This is a genomic window from Roseobacter sinensis (genome assembly GCF_025755255.1).
GTDB lineage: Bacteria > Pseudomonadota > Alphaproteobacteria > Rhodobacterales > Rhodobacteraceae > Roseobacter > Roseobacter sinensis.
Window position 1 is genome coordinate 46,592 of sequence record NZ_JALIEB010000017.1, and the last position, 21,250, is coordinate 67,841.

A 21,250-nucleotide genomic window follows, 5' to 3' on the forward strand; every position below is an offset into this window, starting at 1 on the left:
GATGTCAGACGCCACACTTGGGGTCGTGCCGCAAAGCGTAGACACCATCCAGTCCAGCTATATGGCTCAGGTGCAAAGGCGCAGGCTCTATGGCGGGCTGACACTGCTGATCTTTTTCGTTCTGATGGTGTCGGGCTTCAACATTGCCGACGGTCGGAACGCTGGCGGCTTCTGGGACGGCTTGCACCAGATCGGCGACTACCCCGCGGATGTCTTGTCAGAGGCCTGGGAAAAACGTGCAGCCTTGCCAGGCCTGATCGCCAAGTACTTCCCCGCCTTGGTGGAAACAATCAACATCGCCGCCGTCTCGACCCTGATCGGTGCCATTGGCGGGCTGTTTCTGTCGCTGCTGGGCACGCGGGGTCTTGCGAAGTGGCCGCGCATCATTCCGCTGTTCCGGCGCCTCTCGGACGTCATGCGCGCGGTGCCCGAGATCGTGATCGCGCTGGTGCTCATCTTTGTTCTCGGCGGCGGACCTGTCCCTGCGATGATCGCCATCGCCATTCACACCGCCGGGGCGCTTGGCAAGTTGTTCTCTGAGGTCGCGGAAAACGCGGACCTGAAACCCGTCGAGGGTTTGGCGTCCACCGGGGCCAACTGGTCCCAAAGGATGCTTCTCGGTGTGCTTCCGCAAGTGGCGCCGAACTATGTCAGCTATTCCCTCTTGCGCTTTGAAATCAACATCCGAGCGTCGGCCATTCTGGGCTTTGTGGGCGCGGGCGGTCTGGGCTACGAGTTGCGCAACGCCATGGCCTGGGGGCCGGGCCGCTTTGATGAAGCCGCCGCCATCTTCATTCTGCTGTTCGCCACCATCGTCTTCTTTGATCAGGTGTCGAGCCACTATCGAAACCGCCTGACCGAGGGGCAGGGCCAATGACGGCGACCGATCTGAGCCTTGTCAAACACGAGGCGGACAAGCTCTTCCAACGCAAGAGGCTGATCCGGTTTGCCATCCCCGCGGTGATCGCGGTTTACCTCGTCTACATCGTCTTCGCCTTCGATCTGCCGGGTCTCGCGCAGCGCGCCAATCTCGACAACGCGGTCACGCTGGCCTCGGACAGCTGGTCCCACAAGGTGCATGTCACACGCGACAACCGCAGCGGAAACATCACCTACGCCGTAGAGGGTGAACGCAAAGGCACCTATCCCGAAGGGCAGCGCCCTCATTGGGTCAGCGGTGATGAGGTCGTGACCATCGATCTGGGCGGCGATCACATCGTGCGCTACCTGCCAGAGAACCGCACGGAGATCGAGATCCCCGGCTTTCCGCTGATCACAGTGCAGGCTGAAGGTCGCGCACTCATCTCGAACCTGCCCGAAGATCTGCCTGACTGGATTTCGGCCTCGGACCGGCGGATCGGCATCACCACGCCCGAAGGCCGCATCACGCTGACCGGCGCGCGGACGGAAGTGTTCAACTACTTCCCGGGCTGGGAGCTGTTCTGGTTCACGCTTGACAGCCCCTATCATGGGCAGAGCTTTGCGACGATCCTGATTGGCGAGCGATTGGACCCGGACCGGTCGAACATTTCCGGCGCTGTCTCGGACTGGTGGAACAACGCGATGTGGCGGCACAAGGATGTCGCCTGGGCGATTGGCGAGACGATCCTGATGGCGTTCCTCGGAACAATGGGCGCCGCAATCCTCGCGCTGCCGCTCGCCTTCCTGGCTGCCAAACGCTTTTCGCCGGTGATGCTTCTGCGGGCCGCAACCCGCCGCCTGTTCGACTTTGTCCGCGGAGTGGATGCGTTGATCTGGACAGTTGTTCTGGCGCGCGCATTCGGGCCGGGCCCGCTGACGGGGGCATTGGCAATCCTGATTACGGATACCGGGACGTTCGGCAAGATTTTCTCAGAAGCGCTCGAAAATGTTGATGACAAGCAGATTGAAGGCGTCACCTCCACCGGAGCCAAGCCGTTACAACGCTATCGTTTCGGGGTGATCCCGCAGGTCGTGCCTGTGCTGCTCGCCCAGATCCTGTACTTCCTGGAATCCAATACGCGCTCGGCCACCATCATCGGAGCCATCACCGGCGGTGGCATCGGCTTGATGCTGACCCAGGCGATCCAGACCCAGAAGGACTGGGAGGAAGTCGCCTATTACATCATCCTGATCATCGTCATGGTGATGTTCATGGATTGGGTTTCCGGCTGGCTGCGCGGCAAGTTGATCGGAGGCAAAGAGTGATGCCAAGGCTGACGGCGGACATCCCGTTCATCCACCCGGACTGCGAGATCACCAACAGCCGCTTTGGAGCCTATGTCGAGATCGGCAGAGGCAGCCGCGTGGCACATTCGGTGCTTGGCGACTACAGTTATTGCGACCGCTACGCCGACATTGCCAACGCGCAGATTGGCAAGTTCTCCAATATCGCCGCATTCTCCCGGGTCGGTGCGACGGATCATCCGCTGCACACGGCCGCCTGTCACCATTTTCTCTATCGATCCGCCGATTACTGGGACGATGCCGAGCCCGATGAAGACTTCTTTGCGCACCGCAGATCGCGAGTGGCCCATATCGGCCACGACACATGGATTGGCGCAGGCGCGATGGTCAAGCCCGCGGTGACACTCGGGCATGGTGCGGTTGTTGCGGCAGGCGCCGTGGTGACCAAAGATGTCGACCCTTACACCATCGTCGCGGGGACACCTGCCAAAATCCTGCGACTGCGTCAGCCCAGACGGGTTGCGGCGCGGTTCATCGACTTGGCTTGGTGGGATTGGTCACACGATGACTTGCGTTTGGCCCTGGACGACTTTCGCAAGCTCGACGCCGAGGCCTTCCTGGAAAAATACGAGCCTAGCTGTCGAGTGTCAGCGTAACGCGATCTCCCGCAAACCAGGTCCGACCGTATTCGACCGGACGCCCGCTCTCGTCCACATTCACACCTGATGATTTCAGAAGCGGATCGCCCTCGCGGAGATTCAGGTGCAGAGCCTGTGTCGCGGTCGCGCGCACTGCCGTAAGCCGGGTCGAGGCGCGGGTGTAATCCTCTACGCCCGCGATACGCAGTGCTTCGGTCACGCTGCTGGTCTCAGTCAAGGCCGGGCCTATGCCTGGAAGGCGCGTCTGCGGGAACATGCTCTGAAAAACTGCGATCGGCTGACCATCTGCAAGCGATAACCCATGATAGGCACAGATCGGATCACCCGCATCGATGTCCAATGCCTTCGCCTCACCCTCCGTCGCCACACGCTCCTCCACCTGCAGCACGCGCTTTTCCGGCCTGCGACCTGAGGCGATCAGGTTCTCATGGAAGCGGACGCGCCGACCAATGGGGTAGTCGGTTGGGGTCGCAGCAACAAATGCGCCCGCGCCGCGCCGAGTGCGGATCAGACCTTCTTCAACCAAAGCAGACAGGCCGTGCCGCACAGTATGGCGATTGACGCCAAAGCGGGCTGCGAGGTCCGCTTCGGTCGGTAACTTGTCACCCGGGCTGTAGCGCCCCTCGGCCAGATCGCTCCGCAGCGCGTCGGCAATCGATCTCCAGATCGGTGTGTTTGTGGTCCTGTTACGCAAGTTTCACAAATCTCTTCTGTCAGAAAGCGGCTGATGTGATAAGATAAGTATAGTTGTATAGTATAGAGAAAAGTTGTCGAGATGAAAGAGGCATTCGACGAAGACGCTCCCCGCCAGCGCTGGCTCAGTCTGATGGCGAAAGCCCCGGAGGGCCGGGTTGAAGCCTTGCTTGCTGCGGCGGGAGTGCGTCCTGCCTTCACGTGGCTTCGCGCTCCGGAGATCGGCAGCACCATGGTGCGCGGCCGCGCAGGCGGGACCGGCGCGCCCTTCAATCTGGGCGAGATGACCGTGACCCGCTGCTCATTGACGCTGGAGACCGGCGAAGTCGGGCATGCCTATGTGCAAGGCCGCCGCAAAGCCTGCGTCGAGGCTGTCGCGCTGGTGGACGCCTTGATGCAGACAGCGGCTGCAGACCGGTTGCGCACAACGGTCCTGGAGCCGCTTCGCGACGAGCTGCAAGCCGCGAAGGACACCCGCGCCGCCAAGGCCGCTGCAACCAAGGTCGAATTCTTCACAATGGTCAGAGGAGAGGACTGATGCAGGCGGAAACCCTGTCCGGCGGATTTGCCGATCCGGCGATCCAGTCGGCCCAGGCATTTCGCGGCGTGATGGAGGCGATGGCGCGCCCCGGCACGGTCCGGAGCATCTCCGGTGCGACGCCACCTGCGCCGCTGTCCGGCGCAGCCGGAACCGTGCTGCTCACGCTCTGTGACCCCGACACGCCGGTCTATCTGGCCGGAGAGGCGGATTGCGACGCGGTGCGCGGATGGCTTGCGTTTCACACCGGAGCGCCTCTGGCCGGTCCGTCCCATTGCATGTTCGCCGTCGGGACGTGGGATCAATTGAACCCGCTGTCGGTCTACAAGATAGGCACTCCTGAATATCCCGACCGTTCGGCAACGCTGATCGTGGAATGTACTGAGCTGACCGGCTCTGGCGCATGCCTGAAGGGGCCGGGCATCAAAACGAGTTCAGCGCTTTCGGTGCCTGAGGTTCAGGCCTTTCAGCACAACACTGCTCTGTTCCCGCTCGGTCTGGATTTTATCCTGACCTGCGGGAACACTGTTGCGGCACTGCCGCGCTCCACTCGGGTCAGCGAAGCAGACGGCGCAACGGAGGTGTCATCATGTACGTTGCCGTAAAGGGTGGCGAACGTGCCATCGAGAATGCGCATGCGTGGCTCGCCGAGGAACGTCGGGGCGACAAGTCCATAGCGGAACTCGGCATCGCGCAGATCAGGGAGCAAATGAAACTCGCCGTTGATCGCGTCATGGCGGAAGGGTCGCTTTATGATCCGGACCTCGCCGCGCTGGCGATCAAACAGGCACGCGGCGATCTGATCGAGGCGATCTTCCTGATCCGTGCGTATCGGACCACGCTTCCCCGCTTCGGCGCGTCCCAGCCTGTGGATACGGGCGCGATGGCTTGCGATCGGCGCATCTCGGCCACGTTCAAGGATTTGCCCGGCGGTCAGGTGCTGGGTCCGACCTTTGACTACACGCATCGCCTGCTGGATTTCAAACTGGCGGCAGATGGCGAGGTGCCAAAGGCACCGCAGCGGGACGCGGCCGCGGGCGACGTCCCTCATGTGACGGACTTCTTGAACCGCGAGGGCCTGATTGAAGAGGCCCCGCAGGACGACACCGACCCACCCGATCTCACCCGTGAACCGCTGGAAGTGCCGGCAGATCGCGCGCTCCGACTGCAGGCGCTTGCCCGCGCCGATGAAGGGTTCACCCTTGGGCTCGCCTATTCCACGCAACGCGGCTACGCCCGCAACCACGCCTTCGTGGGCGAGCTCAGGATTGGCGCCGTTTCGGTGGAAATGGACATCCCGGAACTTGGGTTTGCCATCGAGATCGGCGAAGTGGCCCTGACCGAATGCGAGACGGTCAACCAGTTCAAAGGTTCCAAGACAGAGCCGCCGCAATTCACCCGAGGCTACGGGCTGGTGTTCGGCCAGACCGAGCGCAAGGCGATCTCCATGGCCCTGGTGGACCGCGCGCTCCGTTGGGAAGAACTTGGGGAGGATGATGTCGGTGCGCCCGCGCAGGACGCGGAATTCGTCCTCTATCACGCGGACAACATTCAGGCGACGGGGTTCCTGGAACACATCAAGCTGCCCCATTACGTCGACTTCCAGTCCGAGCTGGAACTGGTACGCAAGCTGCGTTGCGAGGCTGGCGCAGATCAGGCGCAAGAGGCGGCGGAATGACCCAGTACAATTTCGCATATCTCGATGAACAAACCAAACGGATGATCCGCCGCGCGATCCTGAAAGGGCTGGCGATCCCGGGTTATCAGGTGCCCTTTGCCAGCCGCGAGATGCCGATGCCCTATGGCTGGGGCACAGGCGGGGTGCAGGTCTCGGCCGCCATTCTGACGCCGGAAGATAGGTTCAAAGTGATTGACCAAGGCGCAGACGACACGACCAACGCGGTCTCGATCCGAACGTTCTTCGAGCGAACGGCAGGGGTCGCAACCACGACAGCAACTTCGGATGCGTCCGTGATCCAAACCCGCCACCGCATTCCGGAAGAGCCGCTGACCGAGAAACAGATCCTGGTCTATCAGGTGCCGATCCCGGAACCGCTGAGGTTCCTCGAGCCGCGCGAAAGCGAGACGCGCAAGATGCATGCGCTTGAGGAATATGGGCTGATGCATGTGAAACTTTACGAGGACATAAGCCGCCATGGGCATATCGCGACGTCCTACGCATATCCGGTGACCGTCGAGGGCCGCTTTGTAATGGACCCCTCGCCAATTCCGAAATTCGACAATCCAAAGTTGGGCGATATGGCGGCGATCCAGCTCTTTGGGGCAGGGCGGGAACAAAGGATTTATGCGCTGCCACCCTATACGAAGGTGGTCAGCCTCGATTTCGACGATCACCCCTTCGAGGCCTCCAAGGCCGATCATCCCTGCGGCCTGTGCGGGGCCGAGGAGAGTTATCTGGACGAAGTAATCATCGACGATGCGGGAGGGCGGATGTTCGTCTGCTCGGACACCGACTATTGCGAGAGGCGGCAGGCTGCGGGCCATGTTGGAAAGCTCGGGGGAAAGGACGCGGCATGACACCTTTGCTGTCTGTTCAGGGGATTACCAAACGCTATGGCGCACATATCGGCTGCGCGGATGTGTCGTTTGAACTTTTCCCCGGCGAGGTCATGGGCATTGTCGGCGAAAGCGGGTCAGGCAAGTCCACGCTCCTGAACTGTCTGGCGGGACACGTGCGACCGGACACCGGTGCGGTGATATTCGATACCCGTGCCGATGGCCCACGCGACACGGTCACGATGTCCGAGCCCGAACGCCGGATGCTGGGCCGCACTGACTGGGCTTTCGTTCACCAGAATGCCCGCGATGGCTTGCGGATGGGCGTGAGCGCCGGTGGCAATGTGGGCGAGCGGCTGATGGCCGTGGGGGCACGCCACTACGGCGACATCCGCGACACGGCGACCGACTGGCTGGAGCGGGTGGAAGTCGACGCCGCCCGCATCGACGACCGCCCCACGACTTTCTCCGGCGGGATGCAGCAGCGCCTGCAGATCGCCCGCAATCTGGTCACGGGGCCGCGGCTGGTCTTCATGGATGAACCGACCGGTGGTTTGGATGTAAGTGTTCAAGCGCGTTTGCTTGACCTCCTGCGCGGTCTTGTGCGCGACATGGGCCTGTCGGCGATCATCGTGACCCATGACCTCGCCGTGGTGCGCCTGCTGGCGGACCGGCTGATGGTCATGAAGTCGGGCCGGGTTGTCGAAGCTGGCCTGACCGATCAGGTCCTGGACGACCCGCAGCACGCCTACAGCCAGCTTCTTGTCAGTTCCGTTTTGCAGGTGTGAGAGATGATTGTTCAAATCGCACGCGCAAAAGGTAAACATTGCTTGGACCTCGCGTCGTTTCTGGCAAAACCTCTACCTGCAAGCTGGCGGACAACTGTGCTGCCGGATGAAACGCAATGCAGGCCAGCGTTCCTATCGCAGACATCGGTTGCGATCTTGGCGCGTCGGACAGATGGCGATGTTGGTCTGGCACCAGAGGGGCTTGTTCCCAACCTCGTTGGACAGATCGGCGCAACCCTCGTGGACGAATTTTGGGGCGACCCTGCTGATAGAGGGCAGGGCATGGGTACGTCTCTCGACCCGGCATGCACGACGACCGCAGGACAGATCGGCAAGTCACCGACTGAGTTGTCAGACAAGACCGACTTCCCAGAAGACCCCGCCATAAAGCCTTTTGATTTAACGGGTGGCAAGCAGAGTAGCTGCTTGCGCAAATACGGCTAACCGTTGGAGGCGCACACATGATTTGTCTGCAGAATGTCTCGAAAACCTTCATCCTGCACAACCAAGGCGGCGCTGTGATTGAAGTGATCAGCGACGCTTCGTTTGGTGCCGCTCCGGGCGAGTGCGTTGCGCTGACAGGGGCGTCGGGGGCTGGCAAATCCACGCTGATGCGGATGATCTACGGCAACTACCTGACGCAGTCAGGCGCGATCCGCATCGGCGAGGTTGATCTGGTGCAAGCCGAACCCCGCGAGGTAATCGCCCTGCGCCGCGAAGTCCTTGGCTATGTCAGCCAGTTCCTGCGTGTGGTGCCACGCGTGCCGACACTGGATGTTGTTTCTGAACCGCTGCGGGCCATTGGCACCTCGGCGGATGAGGCGGCGGCGCGGGCGAAAGCGCTTCTGACGCAGCTGAATATCCCGCAGCGCCTGTGGTCCCTGTCGCCCACCACGTTTTCGGGTGGCGAACAACAGCGCGTGAATATTGCAAGGGGTTTCGCCCATAGCTATCCGGCGATGCTTCTGGATGAGCCGACTGCCAGCCTGGATGGGGCCAACCGAGAGGTGGTGCTCGCCCTGATCGAAGAGGCCAAGGCGCGTGGCGCGGCCATCATTGGCATCTTTCACGATGAAGCGGCGCGCGCGCGGGTTTGTGACCGCGAAATCGATGTCAGCCGCTTTGCGCCGAAGGTGGCCGCATGACGGCCGGACGTCTCATCGCCGTTGTCGGTCCTTCGGGTGTGGGAAAAGACAGCGTGATGGGGGGGCTTGTTGTGGCCATGCCTCATTTGTACTTGGTGCGCCGGGTGATCACGCGTGCCCCTGATTTGGGGGGCGAGGACTACGTTGCGGTGTCGGTCTCGGAGTTCGAGGCCATGGCGGGGGACGGGCGCTTCGCGATACATTGGCACGCGCATGGGCTTTGCTATGGAGTCCCGGCTCTCGTGCAGCATCACCTGAAAAACGGAACGGATTGTCTGGTGAATTTCTCGCGCAAGGCGTTGGCGCAGGCCTCTGAGACCTTCCCGCGTCTCGTGGTCCTGAACATTACGGCAAGGCCCGAAACCCTGGCTGAGCGCCTTGCGGCGCGCGGGCGCGAGACGGACGACGAGATAGCCGAACGGCTGGCGCAGGCAGAGACGCGGTTACCAGACGACCTTCATGTGATCCATCTGTCCAACGATGGGCCTCTGTCCCACACGGTCGCGCAGGCAACACGCCTGCTCCAGCCGGAGAGGGCGTAGCGTTGAGCAAGTTCGTGAGGTCTGTCGTCTCGTTCGCCGCAAAGCGCAGGCTGCTCCGACAGGATCGGCGGGGGCAATTGCTGCAAGCTGTGCCGCAGCGTGTCCGCCCAGTTCGTCATTTGATCCTTGGGCAAACCTCCGGGAAAGGTGAAGTAATACCGAAACTCCTCCATGAGATAAGGTTGGCCCCATCCCATCAAAGAGGGTTCTTGCCTGTCGCTCAGCCGAACGTAGAGGCGGCGGACAAACGCCGCCTCAGTGGCATGGGTGTCAGCGGCATCAAGACTGCGGATGCCGACTTCGGCTATGTGCTCAAACGGGCCACTGTCCCCTCATGGCGCAGGCGCAAGACAGCCGCCCGAGGCGGTCACCGCCGGGCCGTAACAGGTGGCAGACACCAGCGCCGCGGTGGCCTTGTCCAGGTCATTGACCGTGGAAGTCTTGCGCACGCGAAAGAGTGGCGTCCGCGGCCTGTGAAACCGATCTTTCCGAGGTGTCGTCCCGATATCATGCAAACCGGGCACGTCGGGCTGACCCAACTTTTGTGCACCAACGGTGCCGCAGCCGGGCCAGACTGCCCCAAACTCGGCCGGGAGGCCTTCCGGCGGCACGTAGCAAATGGCATCGAGAGCGTATGACATGAATTCCCCTTTTCTTCGGGCCTCTTTGGCAGAAGATCGTCGCAATGAGGTGTCAGGCGATCTCTGCCTTGCCAATGCGCAAATTGTCCTGCCCGACAGGGTGATCACTGGCTCGGTCACGATCGAACAGGGCGTTATCTCGGACATTGCCGAAGGAGATCACGTCCCAACCGGGGCAGTGGACTGCGCTGGCGATTTCGTCACGCCAGGTTTGGTGGAACTCCACACGGATAATGTCGAGCGCCACATCGAACCACGCCCAGAGGTGGATTGGCCCCATCTTCCAGCGCTGATCGCGCATGACGCGGAACTGGCTTCGACCGGCATTACAACCGTATTTGACGCGATGCGCGTGGGCTCCATCCACAGCGGCAAGGGGCGCTATATCGATTATGCCCGCAAGCTGGCGGATGAGTTGCTGACCGCTCGTGCCGAAGGGGTGTTCAAGATCAGCCATCTCCTGCACCTGCGCGCCGAGATCTGTTCGGAGACTCTTCTGGATGAATTGGCCATGTTCGGCCCCGAGGATCGCGTTGGCATCGTCAGTCTGATGGATCACACACCGGGCCAACGCCAGTTCCGGGATCTGACCGCCCTGAAAACCTACGTCGCCAAGAAGCGCGGGATGAACGATGAGGAGTTCGCCGAGCACGTGAAAACCCTCGTCAGACTGCAAAGGCAGTTTGGCGCAGAACATGAAACAGGTGCCGTGAAAGAAGCCGAACGCCTTGGCGCGGTGCTGGCCAGCCACGACGATACCACGGCCGCACATGTTGCAACCTCAGCACGTCATGGCGTGGGTTTTGCGGAGTTTCCGACAACGCGTGAGGCGGCCGAAGCCTGCCAAGCCAATGGCATCGCGGTGATGATGGGAGCGCCGAACCTGATCCGAGGCGGTTCGCATTCCGGCAATGTCGCGGCGGAGGACCTCGCAAGGGCGGACCTTCTGGACATCGTCTCGTCCGATTACGTGCCCTCGGCGCTGCTCTTGTCGGCATTCCGTTTGGCGCGTCTCTGGAATGACCTGCCGCGCGCACTTGCCACCGTCACCGCAACTCCGGCCAAAGCTGCGCGATTGGTGGACCGCGGCGCTTTGCGCCCGGGCCTGCGCGGAGATGTCTTGCGCGTACGCCTCTTGAGCCAAACACCTGTGCTGCGCGGGGTCTGGAGCAACGGCAGAGTGGTTGGATAGCGAGCGATCGCCGATTTGTCTGCCTTGCAGGTCGCAACTTCGTGATAATCTCGTCGGGCTTCGGTGCTTCTTTGCCATGTGGTTCCGCCGTTTGCTCAACAGAGCGGAGGACGATTTCAGTGGGCGAGGATCAGTGATCCTGCCCCTGCCCGTGGTCACCGGCCCGTTGGACGACTGGCCGAAAGCGAAGGGAGAGGGGGCGCTGGCGACCGGTAGCTTGATCCAGCCCTATGAGGTGACCGATTGCGTCGGCGTCATGTTGACACGGCTTCAAGATCTCACAATCCGAGATGTGGTACTGCTGTCTGATGCGTTGGATTTGTGACCGCTGCGCCCGATGTCATCGCTCTGACCGTCGAAGAGGCGGTCAGCGTTCCGCGAGCTCAGTGGCGCAGGTGGGTGTCCCGTTGGTGAAGAACGCCTCGGGGACATGGCGCGCTTCGGTCACGATAAGGTTGCTGTCGGCATCCCAGACCATGTGATGCGTCCAGACGACGTCACCTTCTGCCGAGACCTCCAGCAGCCGGCCATGCTCTGCCTCGGTCAGAAGCAGGTTGCCATTCGGAAGCGTCTGGTGCTTGCCGCGGCGCCAGGTATAGAAGGGTTCGGCTTCGGTACCGGCGAAATCCACCGATATGCGCCTGTCGTTCGGATCGATCCGCAGGATCCGGGATCGCGTCGCGCCGGTGGCGTTATCGAATACGGTGATCGTGCCATCGGGTTCGAAATCGGGGTCATGCTGTTTGAACCAGGGCCCATGCTGCCACCATTTCAGCAGCCCTGTTTGCGGATCGACGACCGCGACGAGATTGGGTTCGCGCAGGCTGAACATCAGATCGCCCGGCTCGAACATCGGGAAGGCATCGGCAAGCGCGGGGCGCAGCATCTCGACGTCATTGGGGTGAAAGGGATCGTCGAGGTAGGTGATACTACTATCCGCATCGTCCGGCATGCGGACGCGGATGTCGAAGATCGCGCGTTGCTCGCCGTTGTTGGCGGCGATGACGTCGTTGCGCAGGTTCAGCGCAAAGGTCTGCTCGCCCGTTGCGGCATCGAGGCGGACCATGTCTTCGCCGAGCCAGGTCCAGATGCCGCCGCTTCCGTCCCGGGTGATGGAATGGTGAAACCCGCCGCGGACGCTCCACATGGTTTCGCCGCATTGATCGACCCGGGCGATCGCATTGCCCACGTCGAAGGTGACGACCACCGAACCGTCCTCGAAGACTTCCATGCCATGCAGCATCACGTTCTGAGGCGGGGTATCGGGATCGAAGTTCTCGTAGTAGATCGGCCAGCGGTGGACCTCGTTTCCGCTGGTATCCATCAGGCGCACGGCAAAGACGGATGTGTCCTGATCGTCGCTGAGCCCGGCGATGAGGATGTAGCCAGGCGCACGCTCCGTCCCTGGCCGACGCTCATACCCGCGATCAGGGTCGGTTGTACCGGGGCCGTTCGGAGCGACCAGGTGGCGTGTCGGCTCGAGCCCGATATCGTTGCGCCAATTCTGCTTCACATCGAGGAACGTGCGGTGGGCCTCTCCGAGTTGCGGTGCCGGAAACCACCCCCACCACGAGGAAACGACGCCGTAGACCAGGGCGATAAGGGCCAGCGACGCGGTGAAGATGCCGCGGGCAAAACGATCCGAGGAGGGTTGCTTCATTCCATGACCTTTCGGGCAGTTGCGGGCCCATGGCCGATCGCACGGCCGCACAGGATGTCATGCAGGCGATCGGCCTGCTGCATGATCTGGGGAGAGGCGTGCGGCAGATCCGGGACCGGAGGCGGCGCACGCAGGATATCCGCCACCGGGGCGATCTGCGCTGTGTCCTCCAGGCCCATCGCGACCGCCAGCCCGGGCAGAACCGCGCCGGGGTCGGTGCAGAGCGCATCGTAATCGACCAGCACCGTGCCCGGGCCCGCGGTCGCGAGCACATGCTCATATGCGGCAATCCAGTATCGCAGCCAGAAGTCCGGGTGGTCGGTCGCCTCCGTCGTCTTCAGCGAGGCGTCGAATGCGATGGGACGCAGCGCGGCACCGAACTCGAAATGCCCCAGGCCTTCCATGTAGCGGCGTGCGAAGGGTTCGCGGGCGTGCAGATCGGCAAAGCGGCCGTGCTGTCGCAGAAGAGACCGTACCTGGGCCCGCGGGTTGCGGACCGGAACAATGATCGTGGCATCCGGAAAGAGGCGCTCCAACAGGCCCAGTCGGGCGATATTTGCGTTGTTTTTCGACACGTAACGGCTGGCGCCGGGCTTGGTCGCCACGATCTTGGCCATATGGGTGCGGAAGAAGGCTTCGAACTCCGGATGCCGGTCCTCGGCGGCCCAAGGCGTGATGCGGTCGCTCGCGAAGTGGTCGGGCCAGAACGCCATCCACAGCATTTCTTCGAAGGCTTCTGGGCTTTCCGCCCCCACCTCGATGCCGTCGCCGTGCGCCCGCTCCGACATGTCGCCGGCCTTTCGGAACGCACGGGAGAAGCCGCCCCAGAGAAGCGGCGACAGGGTAAAGGGCATGTGCCGGTAGGTCGCCGAGGCGAATTGTGACAGACCGGCGAGGCCTTCCAGCATGATGGTCGTCCCCGCCCGCGGCAGGGATGTGATGAAAACGGGGCGGGTTGCCGCATGCCCCGAGATCCGGCGGCGATAGAGCCTTGTCTCCAGGTCGCCCAGCCGGACCTGTCGGTCGGGCGATGCGAAGGCGAAGTCGTGCAGCGCCTTCTCCAGGGGGCTGTAGGGCACCTCGATCTTTGTCCCGGTCTCGTCGGCTGTCTTGCGCAGCTTGTCGAGCGCGATCCAGAGCGTGATCATCACTACCGTGGAGACGAGGATGAAGGGCCAGCCCAGAGCGATCGCAATGGCGTGGTCGACGGAATAGAACCCGAGGGCCGCACCGCCCCAAACGATCAGGGCGGAGGCGCCGAGCGCCGAAACACCTATGGCCGCGATCCAGAAAAACCCGCCCAGCAGCTGAATCGAGGCGCGACGGACCCGTGCCTCTTTTTCCTCTTCGGCCACATCGCTGTTCATCATCACCGACAGCGCCTGCTGGGTGGTATCGATGATGCCGCCCGCGACCCTCTGCGCATCAAGGACGCGCAGAACCGCGATAAAGGCGAAAAGACCAAGAAAAAGGGCTGCGACGCTCAACGCCCGTTCTCACCGTGCAGCTGGACCTCTGCCTTGGCCTTGCGGGCGCGCCGCATTCTCTTGATCGGGTACCAGACGAACCCCACAATCGCCAGCAGCAGTGCCGCCAGAAGTGCGATCATCGTGCCGATCGCCGTCAGGCCGGCCCCGGGGCCGACATAAGCCTGCGCCGCGGCAGGCATCAAGACCAGCAGGATCGCCACGACGGCGGATATCTGCAGTTTACCCAAGCCCCATTTTGCGCTTTTCATGATGAAATCCTCAGTTCGGACGAGCAAACACGCCCGGGACGATCAATCGGTCCACGGCACGCTTCTTCTGCCTGAAGAGGTGGGCGTTGCCGATGCCTCGGCAAGTCATCAGGCGGAAAGCGGCGAAGGCCTGCCAGATCGGGCGATTTCGACGGAGCATTTTTGCCGCTTGCCGGTGTCAAGACATCACAAGCGCGGGAGACGCCTTTGTCAAAGTCGCCTTGACTGACCCGGCGTGGGGTGGGGGATTCGCCCGTGGCCGGGGGCGCTACTCGCTGGCTGCGTCCGATGCCACGGCCGGTTTGGGCGCCCCGGTTGCTTCAGCAGCTGCCAGATCGACGGCGGGCGCTTCGATGCCGGCCTTCATCAGGAAGACGTTGTAGAGCGGTTTCCAGCGCGACATCGTGAAGTAGACAGCATCGCCGATGTCCTGCGTCGGCACGATGTATGGCGCGTAGAGCCCGGGATAGTCGTCCGCATGTGCGACGATCTGAGGCGTGCTCCAGGGGCCGGTCATCGCTGGCGCACTGCGCAAAACGACGGCTCTCTTGACGGGCTCGAGATACATCATCAGCCAGGACTGATGTGCGTGGCTCCATGCAACCGACAGCTCGCCGGCGGGGGCCGGCACCACCGTCGTTGCGGCACGGATATCGGCCGACCACTCTTGACCGTCCCAGTATGTGTATGCTCGCGGATTGAGCATATCCTGCGGGGTGACGCGGCCAAGCCGCACGCCGCCAAACCGTCCCTGCGGGATGCCGAAGACATAGATCATCCCCTCGTGCGCGACGTAGGCCACCTGTTCGAAGCCGGTGCCCGCGGGCCAGGTCGCGGTGTCGGATCTTGTCCAGGTCTGGCCGTCGTCATCGGAATAGGCGAGGCCGGAGCGCCGAACAAACCAGCGATCATCCGCACCCCACATGCGAACCGACATGTAGTGGAGGACCATCCGTTCCCCCAGCGAGATGCCGTAGGTCGGGATCACGGTCCACTCGATGCCCGGTATCTTCGCCGAGCGTATGATTTCCTTCGAGGCCCCAGTGGTGCTTTCGGTCATGGCGGCGATGGCGAAGCCACTGGCCGGATCCGGATCGGCGATCCGCGCGATGGAATTGCTGCGCCAGTCGCCGCCCTCGGGCCCGTAGGTGTCGCCGAACACCATGTAAAGCTGGTCCTTGTGGGTGAACATATGGCCCAGATCCGTGCCATACAGGTTCCAGCGGGTATCGGTGGCATTGGGCGATCCGGGTCCGGTTACCTGACCGACGACCTCGGCATTTCCGACAAGCAACTGATGCGGCGTGGACAGTTCGAGCATGCCATCCTGCTGGCCCGTGTCCGACAACGCCATTGTGGGGATCTCGCCCAGAGTCTCAACTTCGGCGCTGGCCATCGGCAACTTGCCGCATCCCGATATGAAAAACGCTGAGATCAGCGCGACGGAGACACCAGAGTACACACGCAAGGGACCGCACCTTCTTTGACCTGAACACTGTTGAACTCGGACCTTTGATTTCGGACCGCCTCGGGTGCTGCCGTCGCCAACATCGCCCCCTGTGCACTTGTTTGATCGGGGTCGGCATCCGAATCAAGCGGATTCTTGCTGATGTGACGTAATGTAAGAATTAGTGCTTGGCGCCCGCAGAGACTCGGGCCCGGGACGGGCAGAATGCTCAGTCGCCCAGCGTTTCGGCCGATGCCTCTTCGGGACTGCAAACGAAACCGTAGGCAGGCCAGATCACCGGCTCGGGCTGCTGAATCGGATGCGTCCGGCAAGTGAGGTGCGGATTGCGGTGCTGGATCCATCGCATCATCTGGTCCCCGTCCGTCGGGATGACGATACCGCCGACGGTCTCCTGATCCGAGACCGCTTCCTCCGTCCTCCAGGTGACGCGGTAGGTGGCAGGCTGAGGCGCCTCGCCCAGCAATTCGTGGTAGAGCGTTGCCATTCTCAATCCGTAGGACATGGAAACGACCGGCCTCTCAACCGGTGCCTGCGCCACCACCACATTCAAGGTCTCGACCAGACCGGCAAAATCGGGCTCGCGGTCGTTCAGGTAGAGCGCCATATGACCTGCCCGCAGCATGCCGATTGCCAAGAGCAGCGCACCGAGCCACGGGCGCAGCCTGGGCCAGCGCGCGATCCACCAGCCGATGGCCGCAATCGCCCCGACCAGCAGCGGGCCGAGAACCGGAAGGTGGAACGCCTGGATATCGTAGGCGCCGTACCAGATCATGAAAGGAAGAAAGGCCAGGGCCGTGCCGAGGACCAGCGCGAGGCCCACCCATGCGTCGTCGCGCCGGCGCCAGCCGATCGCGAAGGCCAGAAGGCCGATGCCCATGATCGGCAGCGATACGATCGGATGGGCTCGATGCAGTGTCCCGAACAGGACGGAGGCGGTCTGGAGCGACTGCAGGCCCGAGCCGTAAAGATCGCCGAAATAGGTTCCCGCGATGTAGTCGATGAGCTCGGAGGTCGTCGGAGGCAGTGGCAGGTATTCCGAATAGGCTGTCGACGGGGACTGCGTGACCCAGGCGAGATAGAGATACTGGCTTGCCCCGACGATCAGCAACGCCAGAACCGCCAGCAGAACGCGTGGCCGCAGCAGAACGCGGTGGTGCGTGGCCATCACTGCGAGGCCAACCGGAGCCAGCATGATCATCATCAGGTGATTGCCAAAGGACAGCGCATAGAGCGCACAGGCGAGCAGGAAATAGAACGGTCGCTTGGTCTCGACAAAGAGGATCAGGGCAAAGACGATGGACAGGATGAACGCAAGTGCGAGGGGGTAGACTTCGGCTTCCGTCGATTGCACGGCCATCAAGCCGGCGCTGCCCAGAAGAGCCGCGGCCGCAACTCCGAAAAGCGCACTGCGCGTCAACCGTCCTGCGATCAGGAACGCCACCGTATTCGCCACAGCACCAGGAAGGGAGGCAAGCGCGATGGTCATGACGCGCCAGGGTTCGAACGGCAGGTCGAGGGCCCGCACCACGGCCCCGATCATCAGGACAAAGGGATAGCCGGGCCCGTGAACGAGGATCTGCGTGTGGCCGAGGGTCTGAAACTTGGCCGAGTCGCCCGCGTTCAGCATCCCGCCGAGCCCGGGAAAGAGCAGGCTTGCATAGTAGGTCAGCCAGAAGAGAAAGATCGCACTGGCCAGCCAAGGGCTCTGGTAGACAGGTCGATGGGGTGTCACGGCAGTGGTCGACATCTTTTCTGGCCTCACGTGCCGACGCCCTCGGAACCCAGATCGATGCGACAGGTCCCAGGGCGCCGGATGGCATGAGCTAGTCCCCGCTGGACTCGCCGGGCCGGGCGAGTGGTGTAAAAGTGTCGGTCAAGGCCAGCTCGACCCGTGGGACGCCTGCCGCGACCATGGGTGAGACGAGCGTGCCGCCGATCCCGAAGGGCAGATCGACATGCCGGGCGACGTTCTCCGCATCGAGGTCTTGCGCTGCTGACAATTGGGCGTTCCCGACCACATCGATTGCCCAGGTCTTCAGACCGACGTCCCCAAGCATTTCGATTTCAAGCCTCTGGCCTGTAATGATCAGCTGTGAAATGCGCGCGATCCCTTCCTCTATGCTGATTTCCCCATCGATGCGGTCGAACTGCGTCCGCCCGGCAGCAGGGATGAGCGGCCCCTTTTCCTTGGTCATGAATTCGCGGCCGTTCGCAAGCGTTTCCAGCGTCGCCGTTACATCCGCTCCGGTCATGCTGCCGTCTTCGAGCGCGGCCGTGAACGAGCCGGCGAGACTCTCAGACAGCGCGCCCAGGGTTTGACCGCGTCCGGCGAGCGTCAGTTCTGCATCAAGCGCCCCCTCGGGCAGTTGCGGTGCGCCAAAGGGACGCGTCGGCATCATGCGAGATATCGACTGCGTGACCTCGTTGACCGACACGTCCGACGCCCTGGCGGATATCGTGACCTGCCCCGCGGGGTTGAGTGTCGTGCCCGCCTCGATCCGACCAAATGTTTGACCTTCCGCGACCAAGTTGATCGCAAGATCTCCGTCGCGTGACACCACCGATACGTCCATGCTGTCAAGGGTGGTGGCGCCAAAACCGATGTCCTGACCCTCGAGAGCAAGGTCGAGATCGAACCCGTCGAGCCAGCCTGTCGCTATCGGCGCGTCGGCCCAGTCGCCTGCAGCGATCGTGTCGGCCGCCTTGGTCACGGCGCTGTCTGCAGCGATCTGGAGCGTCTTCAGGTTCGACAGGATGGGCATCTGTGTCGTCGTCCGCAGATACAGATCGCCCTTCACTGTGTTGCGGCCTTTCGAAATGGTCGCCTCCGACAGCCTGATCGCGTCTGGCGTCACGGCGAATTGCCCCTCGATCAGCAGCGGCCCCGACGCGAAGAGGCTCAAGGCACCGAGCATCGCGTGCAGATCGTCTATCAGGCCGCTGTCGGCCGGGTCGGTCGAAGGTGCGGCGTCAGCGCGCGACGGCACCGTGTCAAACCACAGCGCCAGCGTGCCCTGGCTGCCAGCTTCCGAAAACAGGTGCCGCGGATCGTCAACCTCTAGGTCGATAACGGCACGCCGGTGCCCCAAGATGACATCGCCGGTGATTGACACCGCGTCAGAGCTCGACTGTGGCGTGATCACCAGATCCAGATCTGAGAGCCCGCTGTTACCGGCAAAGTCCAGAACATCTTCGGGCATTACAGTATCGTCTTGCGACTTTCGGCCATTCGCCTCGTCTGTGCCGTCCGGTCGGACGGGTAGAGGCTCGTCCCCGCGCATCTCAAGACCACCCCGCGCTACGTGTCCGATGTCATCATTGATGCCATCCTTCATCTTGTCGTCGAGATTTGGCCGCAGCACCACGACAAGCGTTGCGGCGCAAACCGCCAGAACGCCCACGGACATCAGGACCCGTCGGCCCGAAGGCAGAGGTCGTTGTTGGTCTTGTTTTCTCATCATCGTGCTTCCAACCTTGAACAGGCCCCCCTGCCGTCCGCCCGCTGTGCACTTGCCGGGCCAGTCCCAGCGCACAACTGGTCCGACAGGGTCGCAACCCTGGCCGGTGCGTCGCATGATTCCCATGCCGCACTATTTCAAATAGGGTTCGAGACGATCGAGAGGCAATCCACGCGGCTCGATCATCGTTGTTTCACCTCGTTTCCCGGCCTTCTCCCGCCGATACCATGCCGAATTGGGCGCATCCCTGCCGATGCCAAAGCGGCCCTTGGAACGGATTTGAACCGCTTTGCGTTTGTGCACACGTTGCCGGAACCATCCGATCCGCTGCCGGCTGCGCCGCGTCCGATACAGCCGACGGGTGGCAGCATGGAATGACACGCGGGACCTTTGGCCCTGCACCGACACTTTGATCGCTGACTGCGGCTACGCGCCGCCGACCTGTAACAAGCAGAGAGATGCACGCATGTCGATCAAGACCCACGTTGAGAGCATGTCCGAGTCGGAGGTGCCGCACCTGAAAGACGGGCCAGGCGATGCCGTGGCCCGGGAGCGGGGCGCGGCAGTCAGCCGTGCCGAACTCCCTGCTCTGAAACAGCCGCGCGACATCCCTCTGATCGTCGATCTTGACGGGACCCTGCTGCGCTCCGATCTGCTGCTCGAGACGGCGTTTCGACGGCTGGGGCGCGATCCCGGTGCCATCGTCGGTATTCTCCGCTCGCTTCGCCGCGGCAAGGCCGCGCTGAAGCAGTATCTGTGTGCCGGCACGGACTGCGCGCCCGAAACCCTGCCTTACGATGCGTCGATCCTCTCCATGATCCGCCTCGCGCGGCTCGAGGGACGACCCGTCTATCTGGCGTCAGGATCCCATGAAGACATGGTAAAGGCGGTTGCGGATCATCTGGGCATCTTTACCGGCTATTTCGCGACGACTTCGTCTTCCTCGACAAATCTGTCAGGCGTGGCCAAGGCCGAACGACTTGTCAAGGAATTCGGCAGCAAGGGCTTCGACTATATCGGCAATGGCGCTGCGGATTTGCCCGTCTGGGAACAGGCGCGCCAGCAGATCGCGGTTCGGACAAGCCGGCGCGTCGCATCGAAACTACGCAAGATCGCGCCGCAGGCGCAATTCATCGACCATGACCGCGCATCCTTGCGCGACTGGGCGCGTCAGTTCCGGGTGCATCAATACGCCAAGAATGCCCTTGTGTTTGTCCCGATGATTGCCGCGCACGCGGTGACTTTCGAAAACCTGTTTATCACGATGATCGCGGCGGCCGCCTTCTGCCTTGCGGCTTCGGCCTGCTACATTCTGAACGATCTGGTCGATCTTCAGGATGATCGCGCGCACCGCACAAAGAAGGAGCGCCCGCTTGCACGAGGGGATATTCCACTGGTGCACGCCATGCTGGCGGTGCCGGTCCTTCTGACCCTCGCCGCGGTCCTGTCGCTGTCCCTGTCGCCGGTTTTCGCAGCGGTGGTCGCCAGCTACTTTGTCATCTCGACCGCATACTCCTTCTCGCTCAAGGAGATCCTGCTGGTCGACGTCCTGACGCTTGCCGGCTTGTACACCATCCGCCTCATCGGGGGCAGCGTTGCAGTCGGCGTCACGCTGTCGACCTGGCTGATCGTCTTCGCCCTGTCGATCTTCGTGTCACTGGCGCTGATGAAGCGCTTTGTCGAATTGACCGCCTATGCGGATGCTGACCGTGCAGCACCGAAGAACCGCGACTATGAGCATATCGACCGCAGCATGATCGCGGCCCTGTCCGCCGCGGCCGGCTTCAATGCGGTGACGGTGCTCGCACTTTATGTATCGGGCAGTTCGGTCACCCGGCTTTACAGCAACCCCGAATTTCTCCTTCTGGCATGTCCGGTGCTGACATACTGGATCGGGCGCGCGCTCATTCTGGCGCAGCGGCGGCAGATGCAGGACGATCCGGTCGTCTTCGCCCTCAAGGATCCGATGAGCCGGCTGAGCGGACTGGCCATGCTGGCCGTTTTCGTCGCGGCGATCTGACGGGGTCGTCATGCTGAGACGCCTC

The 21,250-nt window shown here is 62.4% G+C and carries 23 protein-coding genes; 14 read left to right on the top strand and 9 right to left on the bottom strand.

From position 1 onward, the window contains the following. The first annotated feature begins 1 nt into the window (after position 1). From phnE (MUB52_RS19505) to MUB52_RS19515, 3 genes are read left to right on the top strand one after another with little or no spacing between them, the layout of a single operon-like run. Entirely contained in the window at positions 2–877 is an 876-nt protein-coding gene (phnE, locus tag MUB52_RS19505; protein WP_263845822.1) for a phosphonate ABC transporter, permease protein PhnE, read from the top strand. Continuing rightward, positions 874–2,187, top strand: a complete 1,314-nt coding sequence (gene phnE, locus MUB52_RS19510; protein WP_263845823.1) for a phosphonate ABC transporter, permease protein PhnE — start codon at positions 874–876, stop codon at positions 2,185–2,187. The genes phnE (MUB52_RS19505) and phnE (MUB52_RS19510) overlap by 4 nt, the downstream gene beginning before the upstream one ends. Beyond that, positions 2,187–2,822, top strand: coding sequence for a DapH/DapD/GlmU-related protein (locus MUB52_RS19515; RefSeq protein WP_263845824.1), 636 nt, complete (start codon positions 2,187–2,189; stop codon positions 2,820–2,822). Before phnE (MUB52_RS19510) ends, MUB52_RS19515 begins: the two co-directional genes overlap by 1 nt. On the opposite strand, the gene phnF is transcribed toward MUB52_RS19515, so the two are convergent. Then, entirely contained in the window at positions 2,800–3,519 is a 720-nt protein-coding gene (gene phnF, locus MUB52_RS19520; RefSeq protein WP_263845825.1) for a phosphonate metabolism transcriptional regulator PhnF, read from the bottom strand. The genes MUB52_RS19515 and phnF overlap by 23 nt on opposite strands. 81 nt (positions 3,520–3,600) lie before the next feature. On the opposite strand from phnF, the gene phnG reads away from it, so the two are divergent. The 8 genes from phnG to phnN are packed head-to-tail and all read left to right on the top strand — an operon-like array spanning position 3,601 to position 9,048. Beyond that, a complete protein-coding gene (gene phnG / locus MUB52_RS19525; protein WP_263845826.1) occupies positions 3,601–4,056 on the top strand; it encodes a phosphonate C-P lyase system protein PhnG in 456 nt (151 codons plus the stop codon). Next, positions 4,056–4,661, top strand: a complete 606-nt coding sequence (phnH, locus tag MUB52_RS19530; RefSeq protein WP_263845827.1) for a phosphonate C-P lyase system protein PhnH — start codon at positions 4,056–4,058, stop codon at positions 4,659–4,661. Before phnG ends, phnH begins: the two co-directional genes overlap by 1 nt. Then, complete coding sequence (locus MUB52_RS19535) at positions 4,646–5,734, top strand: carbon-phosphorus lyase complex subunit PhnI (protein WP_263845828.1); 1,089 nt, start codon at positions 4,646–4,648, stop codon at positions 5,732–5,734. Before phnH ends, MUB52_RS19535 begins: the two co-directional genes overlap by 16 nt. After that, the gene (locus tag MUB52_RS19540; RefSeq protein WP_263845829.1) at positions 5,731–6,594 is read left to right on the top strand and encodes an alpha-D-ribose 1-methylphosphonate 5-phosphate C-P-lyase PhnJ; all 864 of its coding nucleotides are present in this window, start codon (positions 5,731–5,733) and stop codon (positions 6,592–6,594) included. The genes MUB52_RS19535 and MUB52_RS19540 overlap by 4 nt, the downstream gene beginning before the upstream one ends. Beyond that, complete coding sequence (phnK, locus tag MUB52_RS19545) at positions 6,591–7,361, top strand: phosphonate C-P lyase system protein PhnK (RefSeq protein ID WP_263845830.1); 771 nt, start codon at positions 6,591–6,593, stop codon at positions 7,359–7,361. Before MUB52_RS19540 ends, phnK begins: the two co-directional genes overlap by 4 nt. A gap of 3 nt (positions 7,362–7,364) precedes the next feature. Continuing rightward, positions 7,365–7,805, top strand: coding sequence for a hypothetical protein (locus tag MUB52_RS19550; RefSeq protein ID WP_263845831.1), 441 nt, complete (start codon positions 7,365–7,367; stop codon positions 7,803–7,805). A gap of 17 nt (positions 7,806–7,822) precedes the next feature. After that, a complete protein-coding gene (gene phnL, locus MUB52_RS19555) occupies positions 7,823–8,506 on the top strand; it encodes a phosphonate C-P lyase system protein PhnL (RefSeq protein ID WP_263845832.1) in 684 nt (227 codons plus the stop codon). Then, positions 8,503–9,048, top strand: coding sequence for a phosphonate metabolism protein/1,5-bisphosphokinase (PRPP-forming) PhnN (gene phnN / locus MUB52_RS19560; protein ID WP_263845833.1), 546 nt, complete (start codon positions 8,503–8,505; stop codon positions 9,046–9,048). The genes phnL and phnN overlap by 4 nt, the downstream gene beginning before the upstream one ends. Here the strand turns inward: phnN and MUB52_RS24115 are convergent. Continuing rightward, on the bottom strand, positions 8,964–9,356 hold the full coding sequence (locus MUB52_RS24115; RefSeq protein ID WP_404818253.1) for a DUF1045 domain-containing protein: 393 nt from the start codon (positions 9,354–9,356) through the stop codon (positions 8,964–8,966). The genes phnN and MUB52_RS24115 overlap by 85 nt on opposite strands. Before the next feature lie 24 nt (positions 9,357–9,380). After that, positions 9,381–9,689, bottom strand: coding sequence for a hypothetical protein (locus tag MUB52_RS19565; protein WP_263845834.1), 309 nt, complete (start codon positions 9,687–9,689; stop codon positions 9,381–9,383). On the opposite strand from MUB52_RS19565, the gene MUB52_RS19570 reads away from it, so the two are divergent. Together MUB52_RS19570 and MUB52_RS19575 are read left to right on the top strand one after the other, a co-directional pair. Then, a complete protein-coding gene (locus MUB52_RS19570) occupies positions 9,688–10,881 on the top strand; it encodes an alpha-D-ribose 1-methylphosphonate 5-triphosphate diphosphatase (protein WP_263845835.1) in 1,194 nt (397 codons plus the stop codon). The two genes, MUB52_RS19565 and MUB52_RS19570, sit on opposite strands and share 2 nt — an antisense overlap. Positions 10,882–11,014: 133 nt before the next feature. Continuing rightward, on the top strand, positions 11,015–11,206 hold the full coding sequence (locus tag MUB52_RS19575; RefSeq protein ID WP_263845836.1) for a hypothetical protein: 192 nt from the start codon (positions 11,015–11,017) through the stop codon (positions 11,204–11,206). A 42-nt stretch (positions 11,207–11,248) separates the two neighbouring features. Here the strand turns inward: MUB52_RS19575 and MUB52_RS19580 are convergent, their stop codons facing one another. The 6 genes from MUB52_RS19580 to MUB52_RS19605 all read right to left on the bottom strand — a co-directional run bounded on the left by MUB52_RS19580 (position 11,249) and on the right by MUB52_RS19605 (position 19,205). After that, positions 11,249–12,541, bottom strand: coding sequence for an arylsulfotransferase family protein (locus MUB52_RS19580; RefSeq protein WP_263845837.1), 1,293 nt, complete (start codon positions 12,539–12,541; stop codon positions 11,249–11,251). Next, the gene (locus tag MUB52_RS19585; RefSeq protein WP_263845838.1) at positions 12,538–14,028 is read right to left on the bottom strand and encodes a sulfotransferase; all 1,491 of its coding nucleotides are present in this window, start codon (positions 14,026–14,028) and stop codon (positions 12,538–12,540) included. The genes MUB52_RS19580 and MUB52_RS19585 overlap by 4 nt, the downstream gene beginning before the upstream one ends. Next, the gene (locus MUB52_RS19590) at positions 14,025–14,279 is read right to left on the bottom strand and encodes a hypothetical protein (protein WP_263845839.1); all 255 of its coding nucleotides are present in this window, start codon (positions 14,277–14,279) and stop codon (positions 14,025–14,027) included. Before MUB52_RS19590 ends, MUB52_RS19585 begins: the two co-directional genes overlap by 4 nt. 268 nt (positions 14,280–14,547) lie before the next feature. After that, positions 14,548–15,741, bottom strand: coding sequence for a DUF4185 domain-containing protein (locus MUB52_RS19595; RefSeq protein WP_263845850.1), 1,194 nt, complete (start codon positions 15,739–15,741; stop codon positions 14,548–14,550). A 214-nt stretch (positions 15,742–15,955) separates the two neighbouring features. Next, the gene (locus tag MUB52_RS19600) at positions 15,956–17,494 is read right to left on the bottom strand and encodes a DUF2723 domain-containing protein (RefSeq protein ID WP_263845840.1); all 1,539 of its coding nucleotides are present in this window, start codon (positions 17,492–17,494) and stop codon (positions 15,956–15,958) included. A 76-nt stretch (positions 17,495–17,570) separates the two neighbouring features. Continuing rightward, complete coding sequence (locus MUB52_RS19605) at positions 17,571–19,205, bottom strand: AsmA family protein (RefSeq protein ID WP_263845841.1); 1,635 nt, start codon at positions 19,203–19,205, stop codon at positions 17,571–17,573. A 466-nt stretch (positions 19,206–19,671) separates the two neighbouring features. On the opposite strand from MUB52_RS19605, the gene MUB52_RS19610 reads away from it, so the two are divergent. Then, a complete protein-coding gene (locus tag MUB52_RS19610; RefSeq protein ID WP_263845842.1) occupies positions 19,672–21,225 on the top strand; it encodes a UbiA family prenyltransferase in 1,554 nt (517 codons plus the stop codon). The last annotated feature ends 25 nt before the right edge of the window (positions 21,226–21,250 follow it).

Coding starts and splice junctions, on each gene's coding strand:
- MUB52_RS19570 (WP_263845835.1), top strand. CDS start 9,688: ATGAATTCCCCTTTTCTTCGGGCCTCTTTGGCAGAAGATCGTCGCAAT.
- MUB52_RS19600 (WP_263845840.1), bottom strand. CDS start 17,494: ATGTCGACCACTGCCGTGACACCCCATCGACCTGTCTACCAGAGCCCT.
- MUB52_RS19580 (WP_263845837.1), bottom strand. CDS start 12,541: ATGAAGCAACCCTCCTCGGATCGTTTTGCCCGCGGCATCTTCACCGCG.
- MUB52_RS19590 (WP_263845839.1), bottom strand. CDS start 14,279: ATGAAAAGCGCAAAATGGGGCTTGGGTAAACTGCAGATATCCGCCGTC.
- MUB52_RS19605 (WP_263845841.1), bottom strand. CDS start 19,205: ATGAGAAAACAAGACCAACAACGACCTCTGCCTTCGGGCCGACGGGTC.
- phnG (WP_263845826.1), top strand. CDS start 3,601: ATGAAAGAGGCATTCGACGAAGACGCTCCCCGCCAGCGCTGGCTCAGT.
- MUB52_RS19565 (WP_263845834.1), bottom strand. CDS start 9,689: ATGTCATACGCTCTCGATGCCATTTGCTACGTGCCGCCGGAAGGCCTC.
- MUB52_RS19550 (WP_263845831.1), top strand. CDS start 7,365: ATGATTGTTCAAATCGCACGCGCAAAAGGTAAACATTGCTTGGACCTC.
- phnH (WP_263845827.1), top strand. CDS start 4,056: ATGCAGGCGGAAACCCTGTCCGGCGGATTTGCCGATCCGGCGATCCAG.
- phnE (WP_263845823.1), top strand. CDS start 874: ATGACGGCGACCGATCTGAGCCTTGTCAAACACGAGGCGGACAAGCTC.
- MUB52_RS19535 (WP_263845828.1), top strand. CDS start 4,646: ATGTACGTTGCCGTAAAGGGTGGCGAACGTGCCATCGAGAATGCGCAT.
- phnN (WP_263845833.1), top strand. CDS start 8,503: ATGACGGCCGGACGTCTCATCGCCGTTGTCGGTCCTTCGGGTGTGGGA.
- MUB52_RS19515 (WP_263845824.1), top strand. CDS start 2,187: ATGCCAAGGCTGACGGCGGACATCCCGTTCATCCACCCGGACTGCGAG.
- phnK (WP_263845830.1), top strand. CDS start 6,591: ATGACACCTTTGCTGTCTGTTCAGGGGATTACCAAACGCTATGGCGCA.
- phnE (WP_263845822.1), top strand. CDS start 2: ATGTCAGACGCCACACTTGGGGTCGTGCCGCAAAGCGTAGACACCATC.
- phnL (WP_263845832.1), top strand. CDS start 7,823: ATGATTTGTCTGCAGAATGTCTCGAAAACCTTCATCCTGCACAACCAA.
- MUB52_RS19540 (WP_263845829.1), top strand. CDS start 5,731: ATGACCCAGTACAATTTCGCATATCTCGATGAACAAACCAAACGGATG.
- MUB52_RS19610 (WP_263845842.1), top strand. CDS start 19,672: ATGTCGATCAAGACCCACGTTGAGAGCATGTCCGAGTCGGAGGTGCCG.